Source organism: Winogradskyella bathintestinalis, assembly GCF_030407435.1.
Classification (GTDB): Bacteria; Bacteroidota; Bacteroidia; order Flavobacteriales; family Flavobacteriaceae; genus Winogradskyella; species Winogradskyella bathintestinalis.
In genome coordinates this window covers 539,086-564,617 of record NZ_JASDDK010000001.1, presented here as the reverse complement: position 1 = coordinate 564,617, position 25,532 = coordinate 539,086, and the positions used below count along the sequence as shown (strand labels likewise).

General features: G+C 32.9%; 14 protein-coding genes. 10 read left to right on the top strand and 4 right to left on the bottom strand.

Annotated elements, in window-relative coordinates; genetic code table 11:
- Nucleotides 1–92 precede the first annotated feature (92 nt).
- The 4 genes from QMA06_RS02230 to QMA06_RS02215 all read left to right on the top strand — a co-directional run bounded on the left by QMA06_RS02230 (nt 93) and on the right by QMA06_RS02215 (nt 5,138).
- Nucleotides 93–953 (top strand): class I SAM-dependent methyltransferase, encoded by an 861-nt coding sequence (locus tag QMA06_RS02230; RefSeq protein ID WP_290205222.1) that lies wholly within the window; start codon nt 93–95, stop codon nt 951–953.
- 212 nt (nt 954–1,165) lie between these two features.
- Complete coding sequence (locus QMA06_RS02225; protein WP_290205221.1) at nt 1,166–1,723, top strand: OmpH family outer membrane protein; 558 nt, start codon at nt 1,166–1,168, stop codon at nt 1,721–1,723.
- 186 nt (nt 1,724–1,909) lie between these two features.
- Nucleotides 1,910–4,285 carry a TonB-dependent receptor gene (locus tag QMA06_RS02220; protein WP_290205220.1) on the top strand — a complete coding sequence of 792 codons (2,376 nt, stop codon included), beginning with the start codon at nt 1,910–1,912 and terminating at the stop codon, nt 4,283–4,285.
- A gap of 4 nt (nt 4,286–4,289) precedes the next feature.
- Nucleotides 4,290–5,138 (top strand): DUF4249 domain-containing protein, encoded by an 849-nt coding sequence (locus QMA06_RS02215; protein ID WP_290205219.1) that lies wholly within the window; start codon nt 4,290–4,292, stop codon nt 5,136–5,138.
- A gap of 65 nt (nt 5,139–5,203) precedes the next feature.
- Here the strand turns inward: QMA06_RS02215 and QMA06_RS02210 are convergent, their stop codons facing one another.
- A complete protein-coding gene (locus QMA06_RS02210) occupies nt 5,204–6,361 on the bottom strand; it encodes a DNA polymerase III subunit (RefSeq protein ID WP_290205218.1) in 1,158 nt (385 codons plus the stop codon).
- 242 nt (nt 6,362–6,603) lie between these two features.
- On the opposite strand from QMA06_RS02210, the gene QMA06_RS02205 reads away from it, so the two are divergent.
- The 4 genes from QMA06_RS02205 to QMA06_RS02190 all read left to right on the top strand — a co-directional run bounded on the left by QMA06_RS02205 (nt 6,604) and on the right by QMA06_RS02190 (nt 11,832).
- Nucleotides 6,604–7,791 (top strand): phosphoglycerate kinase, encoded by a 1,188-nt coding sequence (locus tag QMA06_RS02205; RefSeq protein WP_290205217.1) that lies wholly within the window; start codon nt 6,604–6,606, stop codon nt 7,789–7,791.
- Nucleotides 7,792–7,866: 75 nt separating this feature from the next.
- On the top strand, nt 7,867–9,432 hold the full coding sequence (locus QMA06_RS02200) for a LysM peptidoglycan-binding domain-containing protein (protein WP_290205216.1): 1,566 nt from the start codon (nt 7,867–7,869) through the stop codon (nt 9,430–9,432).
- Between the two features lie 41 nt (nt 9,433–9,473).
- A complete protein-coding gene (locus QMA06_RS02195; protein ID WP_290205215.1) occupies nt 9,474–10,454 on the top strand; it encodes a DUF4837 family protein in 981 nt (326 codons plus the stop codon).
- Between the two features lie 376 nt (nt 10,455–10,830).
- Nucleotides 10,831–11,832: an aldose epimerase family protein gene (locus QMA06_RS02190; RefSeq protein ID WP_290205753.1), complete on the top strand. Its 1,002-nt coding sequence runs from the start codon at nt 10,831–10,833 to the stop codon at nt 11,830–11,832.
- 185 nt (nt 11,833–12,017) lie between these two features.
- Here QMA06_RS02190 and QMA06_RS02185 read toward each other — a convergent pair whose 3' ends face one another.
- From QMA06_RS02185 to QMA06_RS02175, 3 genes are read right to left on the bottom strand one after another with little or no spacing between them, the layout of a single operon-like run.
- Nucleotides 12,018–15,170: a glycoside hydrolase family 2 TIM barrel-domain containing protein gene (locus tag QMA06_RS02185; protein WP_290205214.1), complete on the bottom strand. Its 3,153-nt coding sequence runs from the start codon at nt 15,168–15,170 to the stop codon at nt 12,018–12,020.
- A 4-nt stretch (nt 15,171–15,174) separates the two neighbouring features.
- Nucleotides 15,175–18,207: an aminotransferase class III-fold pyridoxal phosphate-dependent enzyme gene (locus tag QMA06_RS02180; RefSeq protein ID WP_290205213.1), complete on the bottom strand. Its 3,033-nt coding sequence runs from the start codon at nt 18,205–18,207 to the stop codon at nt 15,175–15,177.
- Nucleotides 18,208–20,247, bottom strand: coding sequence for an MGH1-like glycoside hydrolase domain-containing protein (locus QMA06_RS02175; protein ID WP_290205212.1), 2,040 nt, complete (start codon nt 20,245–20,247; stop codon nt 18,208–18,210). It abuts the gene before it with no gap.
- A gap of 169 nt (nt 20,248–20,416) precedes the next feature.
- Here QMA06_RS02175 and QMA06_RS02170 point away from each other — a divergent pair, with 169 nt between their 5' ends.
- The gene (locus QMA06_RS02170; RefSeq protein WP_290205211.1) at nt 20,417–22,165 is read left to right on the top strand and encodes a tetratricopeptide repeat protein; all 1,749 of its coding nucleotides are present in this window, start codon (nt 20,417–20,419) and stop codon (nt 22,163–22,165) included.
- Nucleotides 22,166–22,418: 253 nt separating this feature from the next.
- Nucleotides 22,419–25,514 (top strand): SusC/RagA family TonB-linked outer membrane protein, encoded by a 3,096-nt coding sequence (locus tag QMA06_RS02165; protein WP_290205210.1) that lies wholly within the window; start codon nt 22,419–22,421, stop codon nt 25,512–25,514.
- The last annotated feature ends 18 nt before the right edge of the window (nt 25,515–25,532 follow it).

The following is a 25,532-nucleotide window of genomic DNA, read 5'->3' as shown; positions in this document are numbered from 1 at the left end:
TTTAGAGGTGTTAGAAATCTGAATACTATTAAAGGATGATTTTTTTTAAGCTTAAAATTGATATTTGTTAAACAATAATTACCATCGAATTAGTGCCAGAAAATAAACGAACATACCTAACCTTAAAAGACCATTCCGTCTCAAAAGATGAGTTTCAATTATTACACAATAAGGAACTCGATATGTTGGAAACTTATCCGCAACCCAAAGGTCAAAAACTTTCAGAATATTATAAAAGTGAAGATTACATTTCGCATACCGATAAAAAGCGAAATCTGTTGGAATTAACTTATCATAAAGTGAGAGAAATTTCTTTAAAGAAAAAATTGAGATTAATTAATTCTTTTCAGTCAGAGTCAAAAACACTTTTAGATGTTGGATGCGGAACAGGGGATTTTTTAGAAACTGCGCTAAAAAATAATTGGCAAATAACAGGGATTGAACCAGACGAAAATGCACGTGATATTGCTAATTCAAAAACAAATAATGCGGTACACCAAAGCGATGAATTAAAAGAATTAAAACCTCATAGTTTTGACGTTATTACACTATGGCATGTTTTAGAGCATTTACCAGATTTAGATATGCACATAGCTTTGTTTAAGTCATTATTAAAACCTAATGGGACTTTAGTAATCGCAGTTCCTAATTTTAAAAGTTATGATGCGGCTTATTATAAAGGCTTTTGGGCAGCTTTTGATGTGCCACGTCATCTTTGGCATTTTTCTAAAACATCAATTGTAAAATTATTCAACAAAGAAGGACTTTCATTGATTAATACATTACCAATGAAATTTGATGCATATTATGTTTGCTTGCTTTCAGAAAAATATAAATTGGGTTTTATGAATCCTATTAAAGCTTTGTGGATTGGGTGGCGATCGAATCGCAAAGCAAAACACACTAACGAGTATTCTTCGCACATATATCTCTTAAGTAATGAAAATTCTTAATATAGAAACGTATAATCTTGGATTATTATTGTTATTATAATATAACCCCAAAAAAGTTTAAAGCAGGCTTAAAACGCCTTATTTGAGGTTGTTTTCCATTATAATTATCAATACCAGTAGCTTATTTCAATAGAAAATATGAATACTAAAATAATTTAGGTAAACACAGACTAACTTTTATACATTTGCAAAAATTAAATTAAAAAATAATTATGAAGAGAATAATTTTAGGCTTAACAGCTCTAGTCGCTTTAGCATCTTGCCAAGAACAACAAAAAATCGCTTTCGTAGATAATGGCGAAGTGATTGAAGCTTATCAAATGAAAATTGATATCGAAGAAAGATTCAAAACTCAAAATGATAATTTTTCGAAACAAAGAGATAGTATTGCACAAGTATACCAAATGGAGATGCAGTCGATACAGCAACGTTTGTCTAAAATGTCACCACAAAAACAACAAGAAGAATCTCAGACATTTTCACAAAAATGGCAACCTGTTCAACAACAAATGCAGATGCAACAACAACAGATGGAACAGATGTTTAGTACAGAAATGGATTCTGTAATTTCAAAGATGAATGCATTTGTAGCAGACTATGGAAAAAAGAATGGTTATACTTTTATTCTTGGAAAAAACCAAGCGGGTAGTGTAATGTATGGTAAAGACGCTAATGATATTACTGATGTGGTCACTGAAGCTATAAATGCGGATTACAAAGGAAACGAATCTAAGACAGAAGAATCTTCAGAAGAAACTCCTAAAAATTAAGCACTATCAAATGTAAATAGTAGAGAGCCAAGTTTAAAACACTTGGCTTTTTTCATTACGTAAATTTAGTGTTTCACACTACAATAAAATATATACTTGCGCATAATTAAAAGTATAATGCGTTTAACATTATGTAACTTATTCATGCTTAAAACGTCTATAAATTAATCATACAATTAAGATCAAATGAAACATGTTTTTTTAGTCATAATTTTAGGCTTAAGTCAATTTATTTTCTCTCAAGAAACTCACACTATACGAGGGACGGTAAAGGATTTTTCAAATGGTGAAACGGTATTTGGTGCGTCTGTTTTTCTTAAAGGAACAACAATAGGCACTACGACCAATGAATATGGCTTTTATTCTATTACTGCACCTAAGGACAGTTATACGTTAATTATTTCTTACGTGGGTTTTGAAGATATTTTTAAAGAAATAAATTTAAATACGGATCAGACTTTAAATTTTGAGATTAAAGAATCCGAAACTTTGCTAGATGAAGTTATTATAAATGCAGACGAGCCAGAACGTGTAAATATTAAGAAGCCTCAAATGAGTGTTTCTAAATTAAATTCAACCACCATAAAGAAAATGCCTGCGGTTTTGGGAGAGGTTGATGTTATTAAATCCATACAAATGCTGCCTGGTGTTACTAATAGTGGTGAAGGGTCAGCGGGATTTAATGTGAGAGGTGGTGCAGCAGATCAGAACCTAGTACTGCTTGATGAAGCCATTATTTATAATACCTCTCATTTTTTCGGATTCTTTTCTGTTTTTAATACCGATGCTATAAAGGATATAAAATTATATAAGGGAGATATTCCGGCAAAATTTGGAGGTCGTGTGTCTTCGGTATTAGATATTAGACAAAAGGACGGTAATAGTAAAAAATTCACGCTAAATGGTGGTATAGGTTTAATTTCTAGTCGTTTAGCTGCTGAAGCGCCATTATTTAAAAAGAAAGGATCATTTTTAATTGCTGGCAGAACATCATATGCGCATTTATTTATGCCGTTAATTGAAGCCGTAGAAGATAGTAAACTTTCATTTTATGATATCAATCTCAAAACCAACTACGAAATAAATGAAAATAACCGTGTTTATCTTTCGGGTTATTTTGGAAGAGATATTTTCGATATTTCAAGTCTTATTAAAAATCAATATGGAAATACGTCAGCCAATTTAAGATGGAACCACGTTTATAATGATAAATTGTTTTCGAATTTATCTTTAATTTATAGTAAATACGATTATCAAATTATATTAGATTTCATACAACTCGATTGGGTAGCAGATATTAACAATTACAATCTAAAATATGATTTAGGATACTATATCAATGAAAAAATAAAATTAGACTTTGGTGTCAGCGGGATTTTATATAATTTAAATCCAGGCGAGATAAAACCTACTGATGAAACGTCACCAATAAACTATTTAAAACTAGAACAAAAGCGAGCATTCGAAAGTGGTGTTTATGTTAGTGCAGAGCACAAAATAACCGATAAATTGACAGCTCAGTATGGACTGCGATACAGTCGATTTTCAAGATTAGGGGGTCAATATATCACCACCTACATTGACGACCAACCCTTAGTATATAATAGCCTAATAGGAATTTATGAAGAAGGAGAAGAAAACGGTGAAACCTTTTATGAGAAAAGTGAATCTATAAAAACCTTCAATAATTTAGAACCTAGATTAGGGTTGTCTTACCAGCTCAATGATTTCTCTTCTGTTAAAGCAAGTTATACCAGAACTTCACAGTATTTGCATTTACTGTCTAATACCGCTTCTGTGACGCCTTTAGATGTTTGGACTCCTAGTGGTAAATATATAAAACCACAGCAAGCCAATCAGTACGCTATAGGATACTACCGTAATATTAATGACAGCAAATATTCAATAGAATTAGAAACGTATTATAAAACTACCGATAACCGAATTGATTACGTTGACGGTTCTGATTTAATAGGAAATAATAATATTGAAACAGAAATCTTAAATGGTGAAGCCAGAGCTTACGGATTGGAAGTAATGCTTAGAAAAAACGAAGGAAAGTTAACAGGTTGGTTGGCTTATACATGGTCTAAATCCGAACAAAAAACAACTGGAGGAAAAGCTGGTGGACCTGGCATTAATAATGGAAAATGGTACAATACACCTTACGATAGAACTCATGATGTGTCATTAACAGGAATTTATAATTTCAGCAAAAAATGGGACTTTAGTGCTAATTTAGTGTACCAAACAGGGCGACCGGTAACGTACCCAAATAGTCAATATATTTACGAAGACTTATCTATAGCAAGTTATTCTGGTAGAAATGAAAGCCGCTTACCAGCATACCACCGTCTTGATCTGTCGGCAACATATATACCAAATAGTAACATTGATAAACGTTGGAAAGGAGAGTGGGTGTTCGGCATTTATAATTTGTATAACCGAAAAAATGCGGCCTCAATTTCGTTTAATCAAAATGAAGATACCGGAGTAAATGAAGCCACTAGAACTGCCATTTTCGGAATCATCCCTTCAGTCACTTATAATTTTAAATTTTAATATCATGACAAATTATATAAAATTAACCTTTGTTTTAGTCCTACTGAGCTTTACTTCATGTAGCGATGTTATTGATGTAGAAGTACCAACGGCAACCGAACGATTAAATATTGAAGCCTCTATAGATTGGCAAAAAGGTACGACAGGAAATGAACAAACTATTATATTAAGCACATCTACGCCGTATTTTGATACTACTATTGATAATACAGTGGTTGGTGCTTCAGTGAAAGTTACCAATATAGATTCTGGTACGGAATATATTTTTACAGACCAAAACAATGGTACCTATACCATTTCTAATTTTACGCCAGTATTTAATAACACATTTACCTTAGAAGTGCTTTATAATAATGAGGTTTATACTGCAACAGAAACAATGATTGCGGTTCCTGCAATAAATAGGGCAGAGCAATCGCTAGAAGGAGGTTTTGACGATGAAGTCTTAGATGTAACTATCTATTGGGATGATCCAGAAGCTGAAGAAAACTTCTATTTTTCTAAGTTCGATTATCAAGAGTTGTTATTTCCTAATTTAGATACAGGGTCAGATGAGTTTAGCAATGGCAACGAAATGGACGAGTTTTTTGAACGCGATAAAGAGGATGATGACGGAAACTCAACCGAATTCTTACCAGGAGATACTGTAGAAATTAGTTTATATGGCATTTCAGAGCGATACTACAATTACTTAAGTTTATTATTAGATCAGTATTACGGAGGAGGCAATCCATTTAGCTCGATTCCTGCAGAGTTGAGAGGAAATTGTATCAATGTTACAAATTCAGAAAATTATGCTTTTGGGTATTTTAGATTGTCGGAATATGATACGTTAACCTATACGTTTGAGTAATATATTTAAAGCATTGTTGCTAAAATTTAATTTAATTGAAAAAGGAAATACTAAAGATATTTATTTCAACTAGAAGACTTCTTATGCAATAAGCGCGTCAATTTTATAGATAAATCCGTTAGTATAATTTTAGAATTGCCATTGCGTTCAATATGATAAATAGCATTTTGCAATTCTTCTGAAATTTCCATAATATTTGAGTCGTGTACAAAAGGGGCAAATTTTTCGAGTTTAAAATTGTCCGATTTTGGTTCTAGGTACACCAGCTCATTAGCCTTATAATTGAGCAATAACGCTTGCCTAAAATAATTTAAACAAAAAGCTAAAAATTTCTTTTGGGTTTCACGACCAGTTTTTGCAATTTCCTCAGACCATGAAATTAAATCGTGAATTGCAGCCTTATTACCTTTGGCCTTAAATGCTGAACGAATCCAGAGCACAAACCATTTTTCAAATTGAATATCTTCACTATCATGATATATTAAATCACAAGCCTTATTGTAATTACCATTAGCTTGATGTGCAATTTTTATGGCAACCGATTCTTCAATATGATAATTTTTAACTAAAGCTTCAGTAATAGCGTCTTCTGCTAATGGAGGAAAATGTAAAATTTGACAGCGCGAACGAATAGTATTAATGATTTGTTCCTCGTCTTCAGCAATAAGAATAAAGATGGTTTTTTCTGGAGGCTCTTCAATCAGTTTCAGCAATTTATTAGCACTTGGGGTATTCATTTTTTCGGCCATCCAAATGAGCATCACTTTATAACCACCTTCATAAGATTTTAGCGTTAAGGATTTTACAATTTGTAATGCTTCATCGACACCAATTTGTCCTTGTTTGTTATCCACGCCAAGCAATTTGTACCAATCAAATAAATTACCGTAAGGCTGTTGGTTTAAAAGTTGTCGCCATTCTTCAAGATAGAAACTAGAAACGGGTTTGCTTTTTACTTTATCACTTGTAGTTACTGGAAATGCAAAATGCAAATCGGGATGCGAAAAATTCTTAAATTTAATATTACAAGAGGCGTTTCCACCTGAGTTTTCCCCATTGGTATTGCTACATAGAATATATTGAGCGTAAGCCAATGCCATTGGTAATGTGCCAGAACCCTCTGGGCCAACAAACAATTGTGCATGTGCAATTCTGCCTGCATCGACGCTTGTGGTAAGGTGGTTTTTAATATGTTGTTGTCCTAAAACTTCAGAAAATTGCATAAGGCAAAACTATGCCTTTTTTGTCAATCTAAAAATTGATTTTTTAAGTAGTAAAATGGTTTAATATTTCTTTCAAATCTTTCATTTAAATTTTTAAAAAAATCACATTGAAAAGCGAAAAGGTTATCGTAAATAAAGGTAGTACCGTACAAAATTGAAGCACTTTAAAGTATTACTTTTACTTGTTAATCTTTATATTTGTAAATCAAAATAAAAATTTTTCATTTCTTATTTATATACCCATGAAGACATTAAACGATTTCAATTTTAAAGATAAAAAAGCATTAATCCGAGTTGATTTTAATGTGCCATTAAATGATAATTTTGAGGTGACTGATGCCACAAGAATTGTATCAGCAAAACCGACCATAATTAAAATTTTAGAAGATGGCGGAAGTTGTGTTTTAATGTCTCATCTAGGTCGTCCTAGTGGTGTACAAGATGAATTTTCCTTAAAGCATATTATTCCTAAGATTGAAGATGTATTAGGAGTTGAAGTAAAATTTGCTAACGATTGTGTTGGTTCAGAAGCTGAAGAAAAAGCTAATGCTTTACAACCAGGTGAAATTTTGTTACTTGAAAATTTACGTTTTCATGAAGAAGAAAAACAAGGAAATAAAGAGTTTGCTGAACAATTATCTAAACTTGGAGATATCTATGTTAACGATGCGTTTGGTACAGCTCACAGAGCTCATGCCTCAACCACAATTGTAGCTGAATTTTTTCCAGAGAATAAATGTTTTGGCTTATTATTAGCTAAAGAGATAGACAGCATTAAAAAAGTTTTGGAAGATGGTGAAAAACCTGTTTTAGCTGTACTCGGTGGTGCGAAAGTGTCATCAAAAATAACCGTTATAGAAAATATTTTAGACAAGGTTGATCATTTAATTATTGGAGGCGGAATGACATTTACCTTCATAAAAGCGCAAGGAGGTAAAGTAGGGGATTCTATTTGTGAAGATGATAAAATGGAATTGGCACTAGATATTTTAGAACAAGCCAAAGCAAAAGATGTTCAAATTCATTTACCGGTAGATGTCATCGCTGCAGATGAATTTAGTAATACCGCAAAAACTCAAATTTGTAAGGTTACTGAAATTCCTGATGGTTGGCAAGGCTTGGATGCTGGTCCAAAATCCATAGAAAACTTTGACGCAGTTGTTAACCAATGTAAAACAATTCTTTGGAATGGGCCTTTAGGCGTTTTCGAAATGGATAGCTATGCAAACGGAACTATAGAACTCGGTAACTCAATTGCAAATGCTACTAAAAATGGTGCATTTTCTTTAGTCGGAGGTGGTGATTCTGTGGCTGCCGTAAAACAGTTTGGGTTTGAGGATAAAGTGAGCTACGTAAGTACAGGTGGTGGAGCCATGCTCGAAAGTTTAGAGGGTAAAACTTTACCAGGAATTGCTGCTATATTAGAATAATAGTAAAAAAATACTATTTTTAGCGATTCCAACGTTTATATTACGTTGACTATTTTCGATTCAACATCTGTAATCATGACTATAAAACCTTTTTTATTGGCTTGTATTTGTCTGTCTATTTTTAGTGGGTTTTCCCAAACTAAAAAAGATAGTATTGTAAAAAAGCCATCTGAAGTTGTATCGAAAAATGGTGCTGTTATTGATGGTAAACTTTTTTCTGAAATAAAAGAAATTGCTGCAGAGGCAGATACAACTGGTGTTAAAAACCTTAAAGATATTCCTGAAATAGCTGAACTCGATAAAAAATGGTTAGACGAATTATATAGCAATTCACTTTTCGATACCATATATAAATCGGTTACTGAGCTAGAATATGAACCTATCGATTATCCAGAACTTTCCACAGATACATTAAAAGCGAGATTAGCTCGTCTTAATGCTAGAACCCCTTTTAATGTAGAGTATAATTCGTCTTTAGAAAGTGTGATTAAGCGTTATTTAAAGTATAGACGAACATCTTTGGAAAAACTCATGGGATTAAGTCATTTTTACTTTCCCATGTTCGAGCAAGAATTCGACAATCATAATATTCCATTAGAAATGAAATATTTGGCGATTGTAGAATCGGCCTTAAAGCCAAGAGCACGTTCGCGCGTTGGTGCAACAGGTATTTGGCAATTTATGTATGGCACAGGTAAAGAGCACAATTTAGACGTTAGTAGTTACGTAGATGATAGGAGTGACCCTATAAAAGCCACAACCGCTGCTGCCGAATATTTAAATAGAGTTTACCGTATTTTTAATGACTGGGATTTAGCTCTAGCCGCTTATAACTCGGGCCCAGGAAATGTTAATAAAGCTATTAGGCGTTCTGGTGGTTCTAAAAATTATTGGAATATTCGCCATAATTTACCCAGAGAAACCGCAGGTTATGTACCCGCTTTTTTAGCGACTATGTATATTTTTGAATACGCTAAAGAACATGGGTTTAAACCCGAGCGACCAGAATTTCAATTGATACAAACCGATACGGTTCACGTAAAACAAATGATTTCTTTAGGTCATGTTTCTGAAGCCACGGGTATTAATATTGAAGAATTACAGTTTTTAAATCCAGCATACAAATTAGATATTATCCCTAAAGTTGAAGGCAAGAATTATACATTAAGATTGCCACGAAAAGCTATTGGAACTTTTGTAACTAATGAAGATAAAATTTATGCTTTTGCTACAGCAGAATTTAGTCAACGTGAAAAACCTTTACCAGAGATTGTAAATAATGATACAAAAATTAGATATCGTGTAAAAAACGGTGATTACCTTGGTAAAATTGCCCGAAAATATGGTGTAAGGGTAAGTCAGTTAAAGCAATGGAATAACTTAAGAGGTAATAATCTTAAAATCGGACAACGATTAACTATATTTCCTAGACATCACGGCAGCTCAAGTACATCAAATCCGACTAAAAAAGTTGTAAATACAGCAGGAAAACAAACTTACAAAGTTAGGTCTGGAGATTCACTTTGGACGATTTCTCAAAAATTTTCAGGTGTTTCGGTTCAAAATATTAAAGATTGGAACGATATTAGTGGTAATAAACTCAAAATAGGAATGACATTAATAGTGTCTGATGCCAAATAAATTTTGGTCACATAACAGAAAACCAACAAAAAATTTTACTTATGAGAGCTTTTTATACAGTATTATTATCTGCGTTACTCTTAGCTTGTGGAGAGTCTAAGAAAGAAGATAACAAAACGTATTTGCCTGCATCCAATGGCAATCTAAATACAATTTCGGTTGTAGCCGATAACTTATTATGGGAAGGAAATATAGGTGAAAACATCAGAAATATTTTTGCGACACCGTTAAACGGTTTGCCTACACAAGAACCAATGTTTAACATGAAACAAATTCCGACTCAAGTATTCGATGGTTTTGCTGCTAGAAGTAGAATTGTGCTTAAAATTGAGAAAGGAGTAGGAGAAGCTACTACAAAGGTGGTTAATGATGCTTTTGCTAAACCACAAACAGTTGTAGTTGTCGGAGGTAAAACAGATCAAGATATTATTAACCAATTAAAGACAAATCGAGATAAAATAATTGATGCGTTTAATAAAGAGGAAGTAAAAGAAAAGTTAAGACGTATTAACCTATCCTTATTGGCAGATGAGGATATGGAAAAAGCATTAGGAATTTCCATCGATATTCCTTCAGCATATAGAATCAGTAAAGCGGAAGACGATTTTTTCTGGATTCGTAAAAATCTAAGTAATACCAAAACCATTGAATTAATGTTATATGAAGTTCCTTTAGAAACCCTTTCTAATGGAGACAGCACTATTGTTGATATTGTAAAAATGCGCAATAACATTACCAAAACGAAAATACAAGGTGAAGATGGTATTTATATGGCTGTTGAAGATGCCTATGCACCATCAATGTATACAACCATTATAGACAATAAACCGGCTTACGAAGTAAGAGGTATGTGGGAAATGAAAGGGTATACTATGGCAGGTCCTTTTATTACATATGCCATTGAAGATAAAATAAATAAGCGTTACTTAGTTGCCGATGGTTATGTCTATGCACCATCTTTAGAAAAGCGAGATTACATCTTTGAGTTGGAAGCGATGATTAAATCGATTACAATTGAATAGTTGCAAAGATTGCATGAAAAAAAGATGTCGTTCTTAGCTCTAATCATTAATTATAACGGTGCGCTTATTTCAGAGTTTTTAATCTTATTAGAATATTTGAAGAACTATTGATATTCTTGCTTAATTTTTGACGTATTTCATTACGTGATATAACTTTTTTATCTGATAGCATATAAACACTATTAATAAGTAAAAATTCGTGCTTTATACAGCTTAAATATTTACGATGTTCTAATTTTGACTTCAGGGGAATACCATTAGCGAAGTTAAGGTTTCATATTGTTTCTTCTTTCGAGCATTTTTTCTAAGCTTTTAATCTCTAACTACTTTCAAATTAAAATTTACAGATGATTATTACAGAAAAAATTTTGGTAGTATAGATAATCAGAACGTTAAAAATTTTACATTAAAAAATCTAAACGGTATTGTAATTAATATTTTAAATTATGGAGGTATAATTACATCGATAAAAACACCAAATAAAGAAGGTGAATTAGAAAATATTACTATAGGTTACGATTCGCTGTCAAAATACCTCGGCGACAACTCTTACTTCGGAGCTTTAATTGGACGTTACGGCAATAGAATAGCCCATGGTAAGTTTACTTTAGACCACATAGAATATACCTTAGCACATAATAACGGTTCTAATAATTTGCATGGTGGCTATAAAGACTTTGATAAAGTGATTTGGAAGGCTTCAACAAGAACAAACGAAGATTCGGTATCCTTAATATTGACGCATGAGAGTAAAGATATGGAAGAAGGTTTCCCCGGAAATCTAAATACCACTGTCATTTATACATTAACGTCAGATAATAGCTTAGACATATATTATGAAGCCTCAACCGATAAGAAAACGATTGTTAACTTAACAAATCATGCTTATTTCAATTTGTCTGGCAATTTTAAAAATAACATTCTAGACCATCAATTACAAATTGACGCTAATGAAATGTTGCCCATTACTGATGCGCTTATTCCCACTGGAAAAATTTTAAGAGTGGCAAATACACCTTTTGATTTTAGAACCTTTAAAACAATTGGAGACGATATTGAATGCGATAACGAACAACTAAAATTAGGTTCTGGATATGACCATTGTTGGGTATTGAACAGCCAAAACAAAGGCAATAAATTAATTGCTAAAGCTTATTATGAAGAAAGTGGTAGAGTGCTTGAGGTATATTCGGACCAACCCGGCGTGCAATTGTACACAGGAAATCATTTAAGTGGTAGTCATGGTTGCAGAACAGGCTTTTGCCTAGAAACCCAGCATTATCCAGATTCGCCTAATCAGCCTAAATTTTCTTCGGTTGTTTTAAAATCTAATGAAATATATAAATCGAATACGTCGTATAAATTTTCGGTTATATAATTTGACCCATATAATTTGGATACTACTTTCCAATGGTTTGTTTTCCTTCTACAAAACCTAGTGAATTTAAATAAAACCACTCTCATAAGTAGTTTGAATAAAATATTTCATGGGCTTTTTAGCAAAAAAATATAACCAACAGCTTCCATTTTAGATATATATTAACCGTATTCTAAGGAATCAATTTACTGCGTTAAATTAAAAGGTTCTATTGTAAACGAATATTTATAAGTTTTGTTTGCAGGAACCGTATACTTAGCATGTACTAATCGTCCCCAAGATGTATCACCACCAACTCCCATTTGCAAATAATCTATATTCCATTGCACATTTTTGCCAATATTGATATCTGTTCCATGCTTTTTGGTAACAGGTACTAAGCCCGACGCTGATTCACTCGCATCTCCATTTTTAAAATCAATTTCTACCATGTTAAAAGGCCAAACACTTGTATTAAGCAAAGTAGTGTTGCTCGAAGCTTTTAAAATGAGTCGATTAGAAGCTATTTCAACCCATCTTATATCTGTTTTATTCCCGGTTTCTTGAGGGCGTAAATAGCGTTCAAACTGTTGTTGAATTTTCCCAGAATAAATACCGGTTTTTACACCTGTTTTTCGATCCCAATAGCTTTCAGTAGCACCTTTTCCAAACCAAGAGATATCTGTAAAATCATTAGGTAAAGTTAAATACATGCCTAATCTTGGTATGTTTGGTAAGTCTTCTGTATTTGGCTCAAAACTATAGTCAACCTCTAAGTTGCCATTAGTTTTTATAGTAAATTGAACGTCTACTTTGGCCTCATCGTTTGGCAACATGTAATTCACTTTAAACGTTATATCATCGCCTAATTTGGTCGGTGCTTCAATTAATTTTGAGATATAATGATAGGAGGCATCTTGCCATATTTTGGCCCAATTATGCATATTATTCCCTAAGTCATTATCGGTCGGTGGTCTCCAAAAGTTAGGACGGATTGGTGCTTTAGTAATAATTTTACCTGCATGTAACCACGATACTACTTCTCCTGTTTTAGCATTAATTTGAAAATCGCTAATATCATTTTTAATAGTTATTGTATCATTTAAAGCTGAAATTTTGAGAGTATTACCGCTTTGAGCTGGGGTCTTTTTAGCAGTCCCTTTTTGAATTAGAAATTCATCCCAAGCCACTTCATGTCCTTTCGAAATTAAAGGAGTATCTTCCTTTTGAATGAGACTTACCTGAAGAATATAATCACTTTCTGAGGTTAACGACTTTGGAAATTCATTGAGTTTAATCTGTATGGTTTCCTGAGGTTGAATAGTAATCTCTATATGTTCAGTATCTATAACCGTTTTACCATCTTTTAAAAGTTGCCAAGTTATTGTTTTATCCGAAAAATCACGAAAGAAGTTTTTATTGGTAATTTCAATAATTCCATAACCTAAATAATTGATTTGAGATGGTTCATACACTTTTTTAACTTCGGTTAAATGTGGATGCGGATTACGGTAAGGATCTACTAAACCATTGTTTAAAAAATTACCATCTGTTGGCAAATCTGGATGATAATCATGCCCATAAGCTAAATACGGATTGCCATTATCATCTTTATATTCTAAAGCTTGATCTACCCAATCCCAAATATATCCACCTTGAAGATTGGAATATTGCTCTATAATATCCCAATAATCTTGCAGATTCCCCACGGAATTTCCCATAGCGTGGGCATATTCAATCATAATGGAAGGCTTATCCGAATCTGATTTGCCATGGTTTATTAAGTATTCTGGCTTTGGGTACATAGGACAATAAATATCAGTATAATCATCCTTTCCTGCAGGTTCATACTGTACAATGCGATTATCATCTTGTTGTTTTAACCAATTATAAGTCGTTCTGAAAACTTCGCCTTTTCCTGCTTCATTGCCTAAAGACCAAGAATAAATTGATGCGTGATTTCTATCGCGGTAATACATACGTTTTATGCGCATTTCGTGAGCGGGCAACCAACTCATCTCATTGCCTATTTGGGTGTCTTCATTAATAGCTAAAGGATGACTCTCAATATTGGCTTCATCTACAACATATAAGCCAAATTTATCACATAAATCTAACCAATAGGGATCGTTAGGATAGTGTGAAGAGCGTACAGCGTTTATGTTGTTTTCTTTCATAAGTTTGATATCCTTTTGCATGGTTTCTTTCGAGACTACGTGACCATTAAAAGGATCCGTTTCATGTCGGTTTACTCCACGGATATATATAGCTTTTCCGTTAATTAGAACTTGAGAGTTTTTTATTTCAACACGTTTAAAGCCTATATTTTTAGTGATAAATTGGTTGTTTTTGGTGTTAGATTCATCCTCTAAGGCTATTTTTAAAGTGTATAAATTTGGAACTTCAGCAGACCACTGTTTTACATCTTTAAATATTTTTTCTGATGTAAATTGAATACTATCATGGGCAGGAATTTCAATTAATTTAGAATCTTTAAATTTTGAAACTTCACCATCAAAAACTTCAACAGTCACTTGTCTTTTCGCGGTATCTTCTGAATTATTAAAGATGGTAACCGTATTTTTTAAATGCCCGTTGGTATAACTGTCGTCTAAATTAGTGTAAGCATAATAATCGGAAACAGATATTTTGGGTGTCGTATATAAATAAACATCACGTTCAATGCCGCTCATACGCAACATGTCCTGACTTTCTAAATAACTGGCATCACTCCAGCGAAATAACTGAAGTGCCAATAAATTTGTTCCTTCTTTTAAATATTTAGTAATATTAAATTCGGCTGGTGTTTTACTGCCTTGTGAATAACCAACATAGTCCCCGTTCAAATAAACATACATCGCAGATTTCGCTCCAGCAAAATGAAGAATGACGTCTTCATCTAAAAAATCTTTATCTAAATTAATTTCCTTACGGTAGGTTCCAACAGGGTTATAATCTGTTGGTGCATTTGGCCATTTTGTAGTAAACGGGTAGCGTTCATCTAAGTATATAGGATTTCCAAAACCTTCAACTTCCCAGTTAGAAGGAACAGAAATTTGATTCCAATTTGAATCATCATAATCGATATGTTGAAAAGTTGTTGGGCGTTGTTTAGGATCTTTTACCCAATTAAATTTCCATTGACCATTTAAGCTCAAAAATCGTTTTGAGTTTTCTTTATCAGTAATATGAGTCGTTTCAAAACTAAAAAAATCAGCCCTTGGTGCCAGTTTACGAACTTCAAATATGGCGAGATTAAAATGAGATGTTTGTTCTGGAACTTCTACGTGTGGAGCTTTCGTGCAGCTGAGTACAATTACATTACAGAAAAGAACAAGATATAATAAATTTATTTTCATGAATTTAGTCGTTTAATTGCATTGCGTCTTCTGCAAATATTTTTCTTAAATAAAAGATTAACTCTTCAGCGTTTGCTTTTGTAAATACTAGAGGTGGTTTAATCTTTAAAACATTATGATCTGGACCATCGGTACTCATTAAAATACCATGCGCTTTCATTCGGTTTTCTAAATAGTCGGTTTGGTTTGCTAAAGGATTTAATTTATGGTCTACCAGTTCAATACCAAGAAATAAACCTTGGCCTCTAACACTCCCAATAATTGGAAAGTCCATTGATAATAGATGGAGCTCTGCTTTTAAAAAAGCACCTATTTGTAGCGCATTTTCTTGAAGTTTTTCGCGTTTAACCGTTTTTATAACTTCTGCTCCTATGGCGCAAGACACAGGGTTACCACCAAATGTATTAAAGTACTCCATGCCATTAGCGAATTTTTCTGCCACATCTTGTGTGCAGGCAACAGCAGCAATAGGATGACCATTACCTAATGGTTTGCCAATAGTTACAATATCTGGAACAACGTTATGTAGTTGAAATCCCCAAAATGTTTTCCCCATTCTGCCACAGCCTGTTTGTACTTCGTCTGATATACAAATTCCTCCTGCAGCTCTTATATACTCATAGGCTTTGGGTAAAAAACCTTTAGGTAATTCTACTTGTCCACCACAACTAATTATAGGTTCAATTATAAGTGCTCCAACTCCACGCCCGTTTTTATGAATATCTTCTATTTGTTTTTGAATTTCTTTGGCGTATAACTCACCGGAATCAGGTCCACGGTATTTACCCCGAAAAGCATCTGATAACGGGAAAATATGCGTGTGTTCTGGTGCACCTTGCCCACCTTTGCCATCAAATTTATAAGAGCTAATATCAATAGTCATATTAGTATTGCCATGGTAACCCACTTCGCTGGCAATAATATCGCGTTCACCAGTAGTAGCTTTTACCATTCTAATGGCCAATTCATTTGCCTCGCTTCCAGAGTTTACAAAGTGTAATACACTCAGTTCAGGCGGTAACGTTTCAAGAAGTTCTTTTGCTAAGGTGTTTATATTCTCATGTAAATAGCGCGAATTAGTATTAATCAATGCCATTTGTTTTTGTCCTGCTTTTACGATAGCATAATGCTCATGGCCAACATGCGCAACATTATTTACGGTATCTAAATATTTTCTACCATATTGGTCCATTAAATATTGTTCTGCTCCACGTACCATTTTAATAGGTATGTTATATTGAAGGCTTAAACTTTTTCCTAAATGTTGTTTTCTATATTGTATTAAATCCTCATTTGACTTCTGGTTATTTTTTTGAAGTTCTTCTGAATTAAATAATAAATTTGGATTAGGGCATATACTTTTCCAAACGTCCATCTGATTGTAATAGGTAACACCTGGAAAATCATTTTTGTAATCTAATAATGAGAGCATCACTTGAAAATGAAGGTGCGGTGCCCAGTTGCCATTTTCTAAAGGAGTGCCTAATTCTGCAATTTTATCTCCTTTTTTTAGCGTTAGTCCGCAAGATAGTTTCTTAGTACTTTCAGTTTTTAAATGCCCATAAAGTGTATAGAATTCAAAATTGGTAGTGTGGTGTTTTAAAATAACTAATCCGCCATATTTTTTGTCGCCTTCATCATTAACGGCTATAACAACTTCACTATCAAATAAAGCATAAACTGGTGTGTTTTCGGGCAACCAGAAATCGAGACCTAAGTGAACGGTTCTGTTTTCCTTGCCAGAATTTCCTATTTTGTCATAGGCACTAGAAGTATATAATGCTCGTGGTTCTAAATAACCTCCTGCAATGATTTGATCTGGAATTTCTTTTTGAAGCTGGTGGATTTTAAATTGAAATAAATCGATATCATTAAATTCTGCTTGGTGACCAATCCATTGGCTAGAAACACTTAAATCAAGGTGATGAGCACGATCTTTTTTTACAGTTTGAAAAAGCTCTGAAAGCTTTAATTTTTGATTTGTTGACCAGTTTTTAAACGCTTTAGCGTTGGGATGTGCTTCAAAATTACAGCAATATCTAAAGCTAAAACAAGCAAATTCTGCACTAATTTTTTGCCATTTTTTAAGTATTTCCCAGGCGGGTCTTTCACTAATTAGTAAATAGGTGTTGCCTGGTTCTTTAATTTTATTTAAAGCAGATTTTGTAACTGAAATAACCAAGCGCATGGCTATGGCATTATAAAGATGACGTAATTCTTCTTCTTGCAATTTAAAAGTAGAGTGATATCCTTTTACAATCGGTAGCGCCGCCTCTAGTGGATCGTTGTGATGCATTATGGCATAGGCACATGTAATGGCAACATCATTTATTATTGGAGTATAAATGGCATCTCCATAATCTATTGCGGCCAGAACTTTTGGATCCAACACCTCTGAAGAAACAATAACATTATTATCATTAGCGTCGTTATGAACAACAGCTTTTCTGAGTTTAGAATAGCTTTCTAAAGATTTTTCAAATTCATTTTGAAAATATTCTACAATAGCACGATCTTCACTAGTAAATAAATCAATATGTTTTTTTGTCCAAAGACATTGTGCGATGTCCCATTCAAATTCTCTATGAGCTTCTGTATGGTCAAAGCCTTGTAGTGCTTTAGTGAGCAGTCCACATTGCGCTCCTAAACTATAACGGAGATTGGTTAATTGTGGATTTACACTACTCCAAACTCTTCCACTAATCCAACTTAATACTCGTACATTTCTAAGATTGCCATACGCATCAGTAAATTGAGATATCGATTTTCCATTTTTATCGTTAATGACTTTTGGTGCGATAAGTTCTTGGTCATTTTTTTCAATAAATTGTAACAATTTTTGTTGAAAGTCGAGATAATTTAGAGGTTCATTTGGACGTGAAATTTTTAAAATATAACCGTCTGAATTTTTAGTTTTAATTCTAAAATTAAAATCTATTTCACCTGGAAGTGCAGATGCCGTTCCCTTAATATGATACAAGTCATAAAGAATGTCTTCGGCATGCTGAGGTGTTATTTTTAAGTTATCGTAATTCATTTAATCGTTTTGTAATAACATAATTAGGTGAGCGGCACTCCAACTAAAGTTTTCAGCATTTAAACCTTCGCCTGTTAATGGATGGTAGTTTTCTCTTATTGAAGCCCCTTTTCCTAATATTCCGTTTGCCCCTTTAATAATTTGGAAGCCAGCTTTATTGGCAGCATCATCAAACCCATAATTACGTAAACCTTTGACCCCGAAATAAGCTTGGTCTAGCCAATTTGGCCCTCTCCAGTAACCTTCTAATGGATCAAAACGATTATGATCGGCACTCATAGTTTGAAAAGGGACTTTGGTATAGAATTTCTCAGGATTCATTAGTTTTAATTTTACAGCATTAGCTTGTTCTTGTGTTGCTGTGCCGGTCCAAAGCGCAGTCCATCCTTCGCTACCTTCTCCTTTAATAAACTTATCTCCCTTTAAAGTTGTATCGTAAAACCATCCATCTTGTGTGTCGAAAAACTGTTCTTGTATTTTAATTTTTAATTTCTCGGCTTCCGAGGCGAATTGTTCACTTTCCTTGGTGTAGTTTAGTGCAAGAGCTAATGCACTTAAGTAAACTTTCTCGGCGTGTAAATAGGCATTTAGATCAACACTCTCTTGATTTAGAGAATAAGCACCTTCACTATTTTTTAAGATTTTAGAATCATCGAAACGAATGGCATTATCCATACCACTTTCCCATTTAGCGGCTACTAAGGTGCCATCTGTAGATCCAAATTCGCATAAACCATCTTGATCATGATCTCTGTTTTTGTACCACCATTGGTGATATTTTTTTAACATAGGATAGAATTCTTTTACAAATTCAATATCCTCATCTTTTTCATAAATTTCGGCTACAGCCCAAGCTGAAAGTGGTGGTTTGGTATCACGGTAATTATGAGCTTCAATGGTAGTATCTCTATAAATACAATCTACAATAAAACCATCTTCTCTCTGAAAATCGAACATAGCCCGCATTTGATTTTTAGCCAAATCTATATCGTAATAAGACAAGCCAACAGCATGTTTCCAAGAATCCCAAGACCAGAATCCGTGAAACCATGTATAATGATAGCTTGGAAAAAGACCTTCAAATGTAAGTTCACCAGCCGGAATACGCCAGTTATTTTGTAATGTTAAATGGGCTTTGGCTAAAACTTCGGCATATTTGGTATCTTTAAACTGTGGTTTTCTATTGTTGATTAATGATTTTAATTGATTGTTTTTTTCTTCCTTTCGCGTATCTAAAATAGAATCAAAATTTAGTGTTTCAATATGCTTTTTTTCTGCTTTCCAAGAATACTGTGGGAAAATGAAAGTTTGAGCAACGCTGATGGTTTTAGTTTCATTAGGTTTTAAAGTTAAGGGATTAAGCGTCATATTGTAGAAACGATTATCTTCTATGATGCCAATACTCTTAATGGTATTAGAGGTATTAATGAATCCGATAGCTGGTGATTTCTCTGAAATTATTTTTATACCCGTACTTCCTTTGGATAAGGAAATTTGAATGTCGGTAACCTCTCCTAGTACATTAGCTTTTATTTCTAAAGGATGTTGGCTGACATTGGTAATGGTCGTGTTCTGAATCGCGGTATGACCAGAACTAAAAACTAAAGTTTGTTTCAATGTAACGTTGTCATTTTTAAATTCTTGTTCTAAATGACTAGCATAACTATTTTGGTACACGAGATCGTTTTTAAAGTCTACTAAAGGGGCGTTAGATGTTATGGAGGATAGTTTTAAACGCGATAAGGATTTACTACTCCAAATTCCATTTTGTTGAGTCATTAAGAATGGTCCCGAAAAACCAATAATATTGTCATCGGACTTTGGAAAGCTATAAGCAAACCATGCTCCTTGATCTGAAAACATTAAGCCGGACTTGTCTAAAGAATCTTTTGGAGTTATACGATAGTCTAAAATATTTTGACTGTAATTAAGGTAATCGGTAGCAGGTGTAGTTGTCTTAGGTTTGCTAGAGTCATTACAACTAAAACTTAATATTAAAACCATAAAACCAAAATGCTTTATTATGCTGTTTTTATTCATTAGTGTAGCGGTTGAAAAAAATATTAATATTGAACAAATACTGTAAAAACAAATTTCGATTATTTTTATTTAAATACTAAAATACCACCTTTACTTAACCTTACATTGTGCGTTTTTTTACGGTTAGAATCACTAATGGTAATATTGATCTTTGTAAATTGAGCCACTGATGAAAACAATCATAATTGGAGACATGCGAATTAATAATTTAAAACTTTTGGTGATGAAAACTATTATTCAACAATTATTCTTCGTGATTTTTTTTATGGGTTTCATTGCTAATTCTCAAACAAATATTTGGGATGAAAATCCAAATGAATCTCAGCTAGAATTAGATAGTTTATTGGCTATTCTTCCTAAAACTGAAGGTCGGGAAAAAATTCCCATATTAAATAGAGTGGCTGAAATTTACTGGACTGTAAACCCAGATATAACCATTGAATATGCAAATGAAGCTTTACGTTTATCCAAAGAGTATGAAGACAAAAGCCAAGAGGGTTTGGCGCTTATAAATCTTTGTCAAGGGTATTTGTTTAATGATCTATATGATAAAGCATTACAATTTGGTTTGCAGTCGTTAGAGATTAGGAATGAAATAGGTGATGATTATGATTTAGCATTTACGCTAAGAACGCTGGGTTGGTTATATTATGATATTGGGTATTTTGATAAAGCACTAGAATACCACACAGAAACTTTTAAAATACATGAAAAAATAGGTGATAAACAACGTATTGCATATAGTTACAATAGTATTGGGTTGATTCATGAGAAGAAAGGTGATTGTTATTTAGCATTAGATTTTTTCAAAAATTCTTTAAAATTAAAACAAGAATTTAATAATAAAGATAGAATTGCTGAAACCTTGGGAAATATGGGTATCTGCTATCGTAAAACTAATGATCTTGCAAAAGCTCAAGAATTTTTAGAAGCAGCATTAGACATTGTCAAAGAAATTGATGACCGTCAAAATATGGTATATATTTTAAATGAACTTGCGATTGTAAATTTAGAGCTAAAGCATTATGAAAAAAGCTATTCTATTCTAGAAGAATCGTGTATAATCATAAAAACCCTAAGAGACAATAAAGAGTTGACTTTAGAGAATGATCGTATTAGATCTGATTATTATTTAGCAGTTGGAAATTATCAAGAGTCACTTTTGTATTATAAGAAATTTACAAAAGGAAACACTGAAATTTTTTCAAATAATAAAAGTGAACAATTAGCTGATATGAGGATTTTATACGAGAATGAACGAAGAGAATCCGAAATTAAATTATTAGAACAACAGCGTAGCTTGGAAGCGCAAAAGAAGAAAGCTATATTTATTGGTTTAATATTATTAGTTATAATTGCTGTTCTTATTATTGTATCGCTTCGAAACAATATAAAGAAGAAAAAAGCATCTTACCTTCAAAATCAAGAATTATCAAAAGAAAAACTTAAAACACAATCTTTAATAAGGGAAAACCTTGAACACAAATTAGAGTTTCGCAAAACAGAGCTTACCAACTTAGCACTTTTTATATCTCAAAGAACATCAATATATAAAGATCTTACAAAATCTTTCAAAAGTTTGAAATTTAATGATATAAGTCAAATAAAAAAAGACATTAACGCACTGATTAAGGAATATACGTTTAAGTTCGATTTTAATGAAGATATTAAACGATTTCATAATAATGTAGAAACCTTACAAAGCGATTTTTTATTTAGAATTAAAAAAGAGTATCCACTATTAACGAATAAAGATATACAATTAGCAGTCCAAGTAAAGCTTAAGTTGAGCTCTAAAGAAATCGCAAATATTAATAATATTTCGTTAAATTCTGTAGAAGTTGGAAGGCATAGGTTAAGAAAAAAATTAGGTCTAGAGAAAAAGGATAATCTTGTAGATTTTCTCGAAAATATATAGATCTCAACGTTATATCTTAAAGTTTCAAATTCATTTTTTATACAAATCCGTCTAGTGATTTTAACGTTATTGCCGAATTAACCATTGTTTAATTTTATGGTTAAATAACTAATTTGATCAGTAAAATAGGGGGATTTGATAAGTCTGTAAAGGTTAAGTAAAGGTGGTTTTCCGTGTTATATGTTAAAATATTTTCATATTTGAGAATATTATAAAACCCTTAATAAGGTCTAACTAACAAAATAACTATCTAATGGAAAAAAAACAACCAAAAAATCAAAAACAGTCATATAGCAGTCTGTTTTTATTGCTTTTTATGCTTGTCTCGTTTGGATTTACAACACATTCTTATTCTCAGAGCATTGTAGTCAACGGAACTATTACAGATAATACCGGAATGCCACTGCCAGGTGCTACAGTTGTAGTTAAAAACAAACCAACTATTGGTGTCCAAACAGATATGGATGGCAATTATTCTATTAGTGCTCCTAGTAAGGAAACTATATTGGTCTTTAGTTATTTAGGTTTTTTAAACCAAGAAATTAAAGTAGAAAATCAAACAACAATCAATGTATTATTAGAAGAAAGTACTGAGAACTTAGACCAAGTTGTAATTGTAGGTTATGGAACTCAAAAGAAAAGTGATGTCACTGGCGCTATAAGCTCAGTAAAAGCAGAAGATTTAAATAAGGTAGTTACTACAAGCTCTGTAGAAGCACTACAAGGTAGAGTTGCAGGTGTTACAGTAACGGCTTCTTCAGGAAGTCCAGGTTCTACGGCGGACATTACTATTAGAGGTATTGGAAGTTTTGGGAATAATCAACCACTTTATATAGTGGATGGTGTACAAGCTGATCCTTATTTTATTAATTCAAATGATATTGCCTCTATAGAGGTGTTAAAAGATGCTGCTTCTGGTGCTATTTATGGAACAAGAGCAGCTAATGGAGTTGTTATAATTACCACAAAAAAAGGAAAACTAGGCAAAACAAGAATTGAAATTGAAAATTCGTTTAGTTCTAACACAGCAAGAGAAGAAATGAAATTGTTAGATGCTGATGGTTATTTAGCCGTACATAGACAAATGTATGAAAATGCCGGAGCTAGTTTGCCTCAATACATTCAAAACCCATCTAATATCAACACAGATTGGATTGATGAAACCCACAGAGATGGTCAATTAAACGTATTGAATGTTAGAGTAAGTGGTGCTTCTGAAAATGTAACTTATAGCGTAGCAGGTAACTATGCAGACGAAAAAGGGGTCTTAATAGGGTCTAAATTTTCTAAAAAAGGAATAAATGCGAACTTAGGAATTACAAAAGGAAAACTAAAAATTAATACGAGTTTAAATTATAGTGAAACGTTTCGTGAAGATTATAAGTTTTCACTTAGAGAAACCTATTTTATATCACCGCTTATTCCAGTTTATGATTCTTCTAATGAATCAGGTTTTGGGTATAGAGATGGTGATTTGCCAGATCATCGTAATCCAGTAGGTGAAGATGCAATAATCGATGGCTACACAAAATTCAAATATTTTTTAGGAAATGTAGGTTTTAATTATGAAATACTTGAAGGACTTAATGCTAATGCAAATTTCTCACTTGCTAATAGAGCGAGTTATACCTATGCATTTCATCCGCCTTTTAGGGTAAGAGACATTGATGATAATCCTCAAAACGAGTTTGCTTTTGTATCTGAATATAATAGTGAATTTAGAAGATTAAACCAAGAATATACGTTGAATTATAAATTTGATATAGACAAACATTCTATTAGTTTATTAGCAGGTTATCAGAGAATTTCTGAGCCATTTAAAGAAAACTATGTACAGGCAGAAGGGTATAAGTTTGATGATGATGGCAATAAAATCCCTGCAATTATTTTAGATCCTAGTTTTGACACGCTCAATGCTTTTGGTGATGGAACTTATTCCGGGTCAGGTACAAATGCAGAATATGCTTTAGTGTCGCAATTTGGAAGGATTAATTATGCTTATAATGATCGCTATTTATTGCAAGCGAGTGTTCGTAGAGATGGAAGTTCAAAATTTGGAAAAAACAATACTTACGGAACGTTCCCTTCTTTTGCGCTTGGGTGGAAGATAACTGAAGAAGATTTTATGCAAAACCAAGATGTTTTCAACTTTTTAAAATTGCGATATAGTTGGGGTCAGGCTGGTAATGATAGTGCTTTAGGATATTATGATTATGTAGCGCTTATTTCTCAAGGTAAAGACCAAGACACTGGAGGTTATGTATTTGGAAACCCACAAACTTCATATTTAGGTAGTATAGCGAGAGATTTACAGAATGATGATTTAAAATGGGAAACCAATACGTCTTCAAATATTGGAATCGATTTTGCCTCATTGGGCAATAAGTTAAAAGGTTCTATAAACTACTATAAAACAACTACCGCAGATTTACTGATTACAAAAGAAGTTTCGCCATCAAGTGGTGTAAATAATCCGATAGTAAATGTTGGCGAATTTGAAAATAAAGGTTTAGAACTTGAATTAGGCTATGTAAATAAAGATGGTGAACTTAATTTCTCGGCTTTTGGCACCTTTACTACAGTAAATAGTGAAGTAACAAAACTGAGTAATCCTAATCAAAAATTATATGGAATAGGGTTGTTGTTTGGATCTGATCATTTTGTAAACCAAACCCAAATAGGTTATGAGCCTGGTGCTTATTTTTTACCGGTTGCAGATGGTATTTTTCAAACTCAAGCTGAGGTAGATGCGCATGGTGCACAACCAGACGCTTCGCCTGGAGATATTAGATTTGTAGATCAGAATAATGATGGCGTAATTGATGCTGAAGATGAAACCTATCAAGGGACAGCAATACCAAAATATGAATACAGTTTAAATTTATCATTCGATTATAAGAATTTTGATTTAAATGTCTTCTTTCAAGGTGTTGGAGGTAACAAAATATATAACGGAAATGATTTTAGATTGTTAAGTTTAGATACCGGAAGAAACTTTAGATCTGAAGCATTGAATGCTTGGACACCTACAAATACTAACACAAGTATTCCGCGAGCAGTCTTAGGTGATCCTAATAGAAATAATAGAGCGTCAACACGGTTTTTAGAAGATGGCGATTATTTAAGAATAAAAACGATACAACTTGGATATTCCTTACCAACCGACATTCTCGAGACTCTAAAAGTAGACAAACTTAGGTTTTATGTAACTGGCCAAAATCTATTTACGTTTACCAAATATAGCGGTTTAGATCCTGAAGTTGGTGGAAGTGTCTTATCTAGAGGTATTGATATTAACTTATATCCAAAATATAAATCTGTAATATTTGGAGTACAATTAGCATTTTAAGAAATATAAAAAAAACAA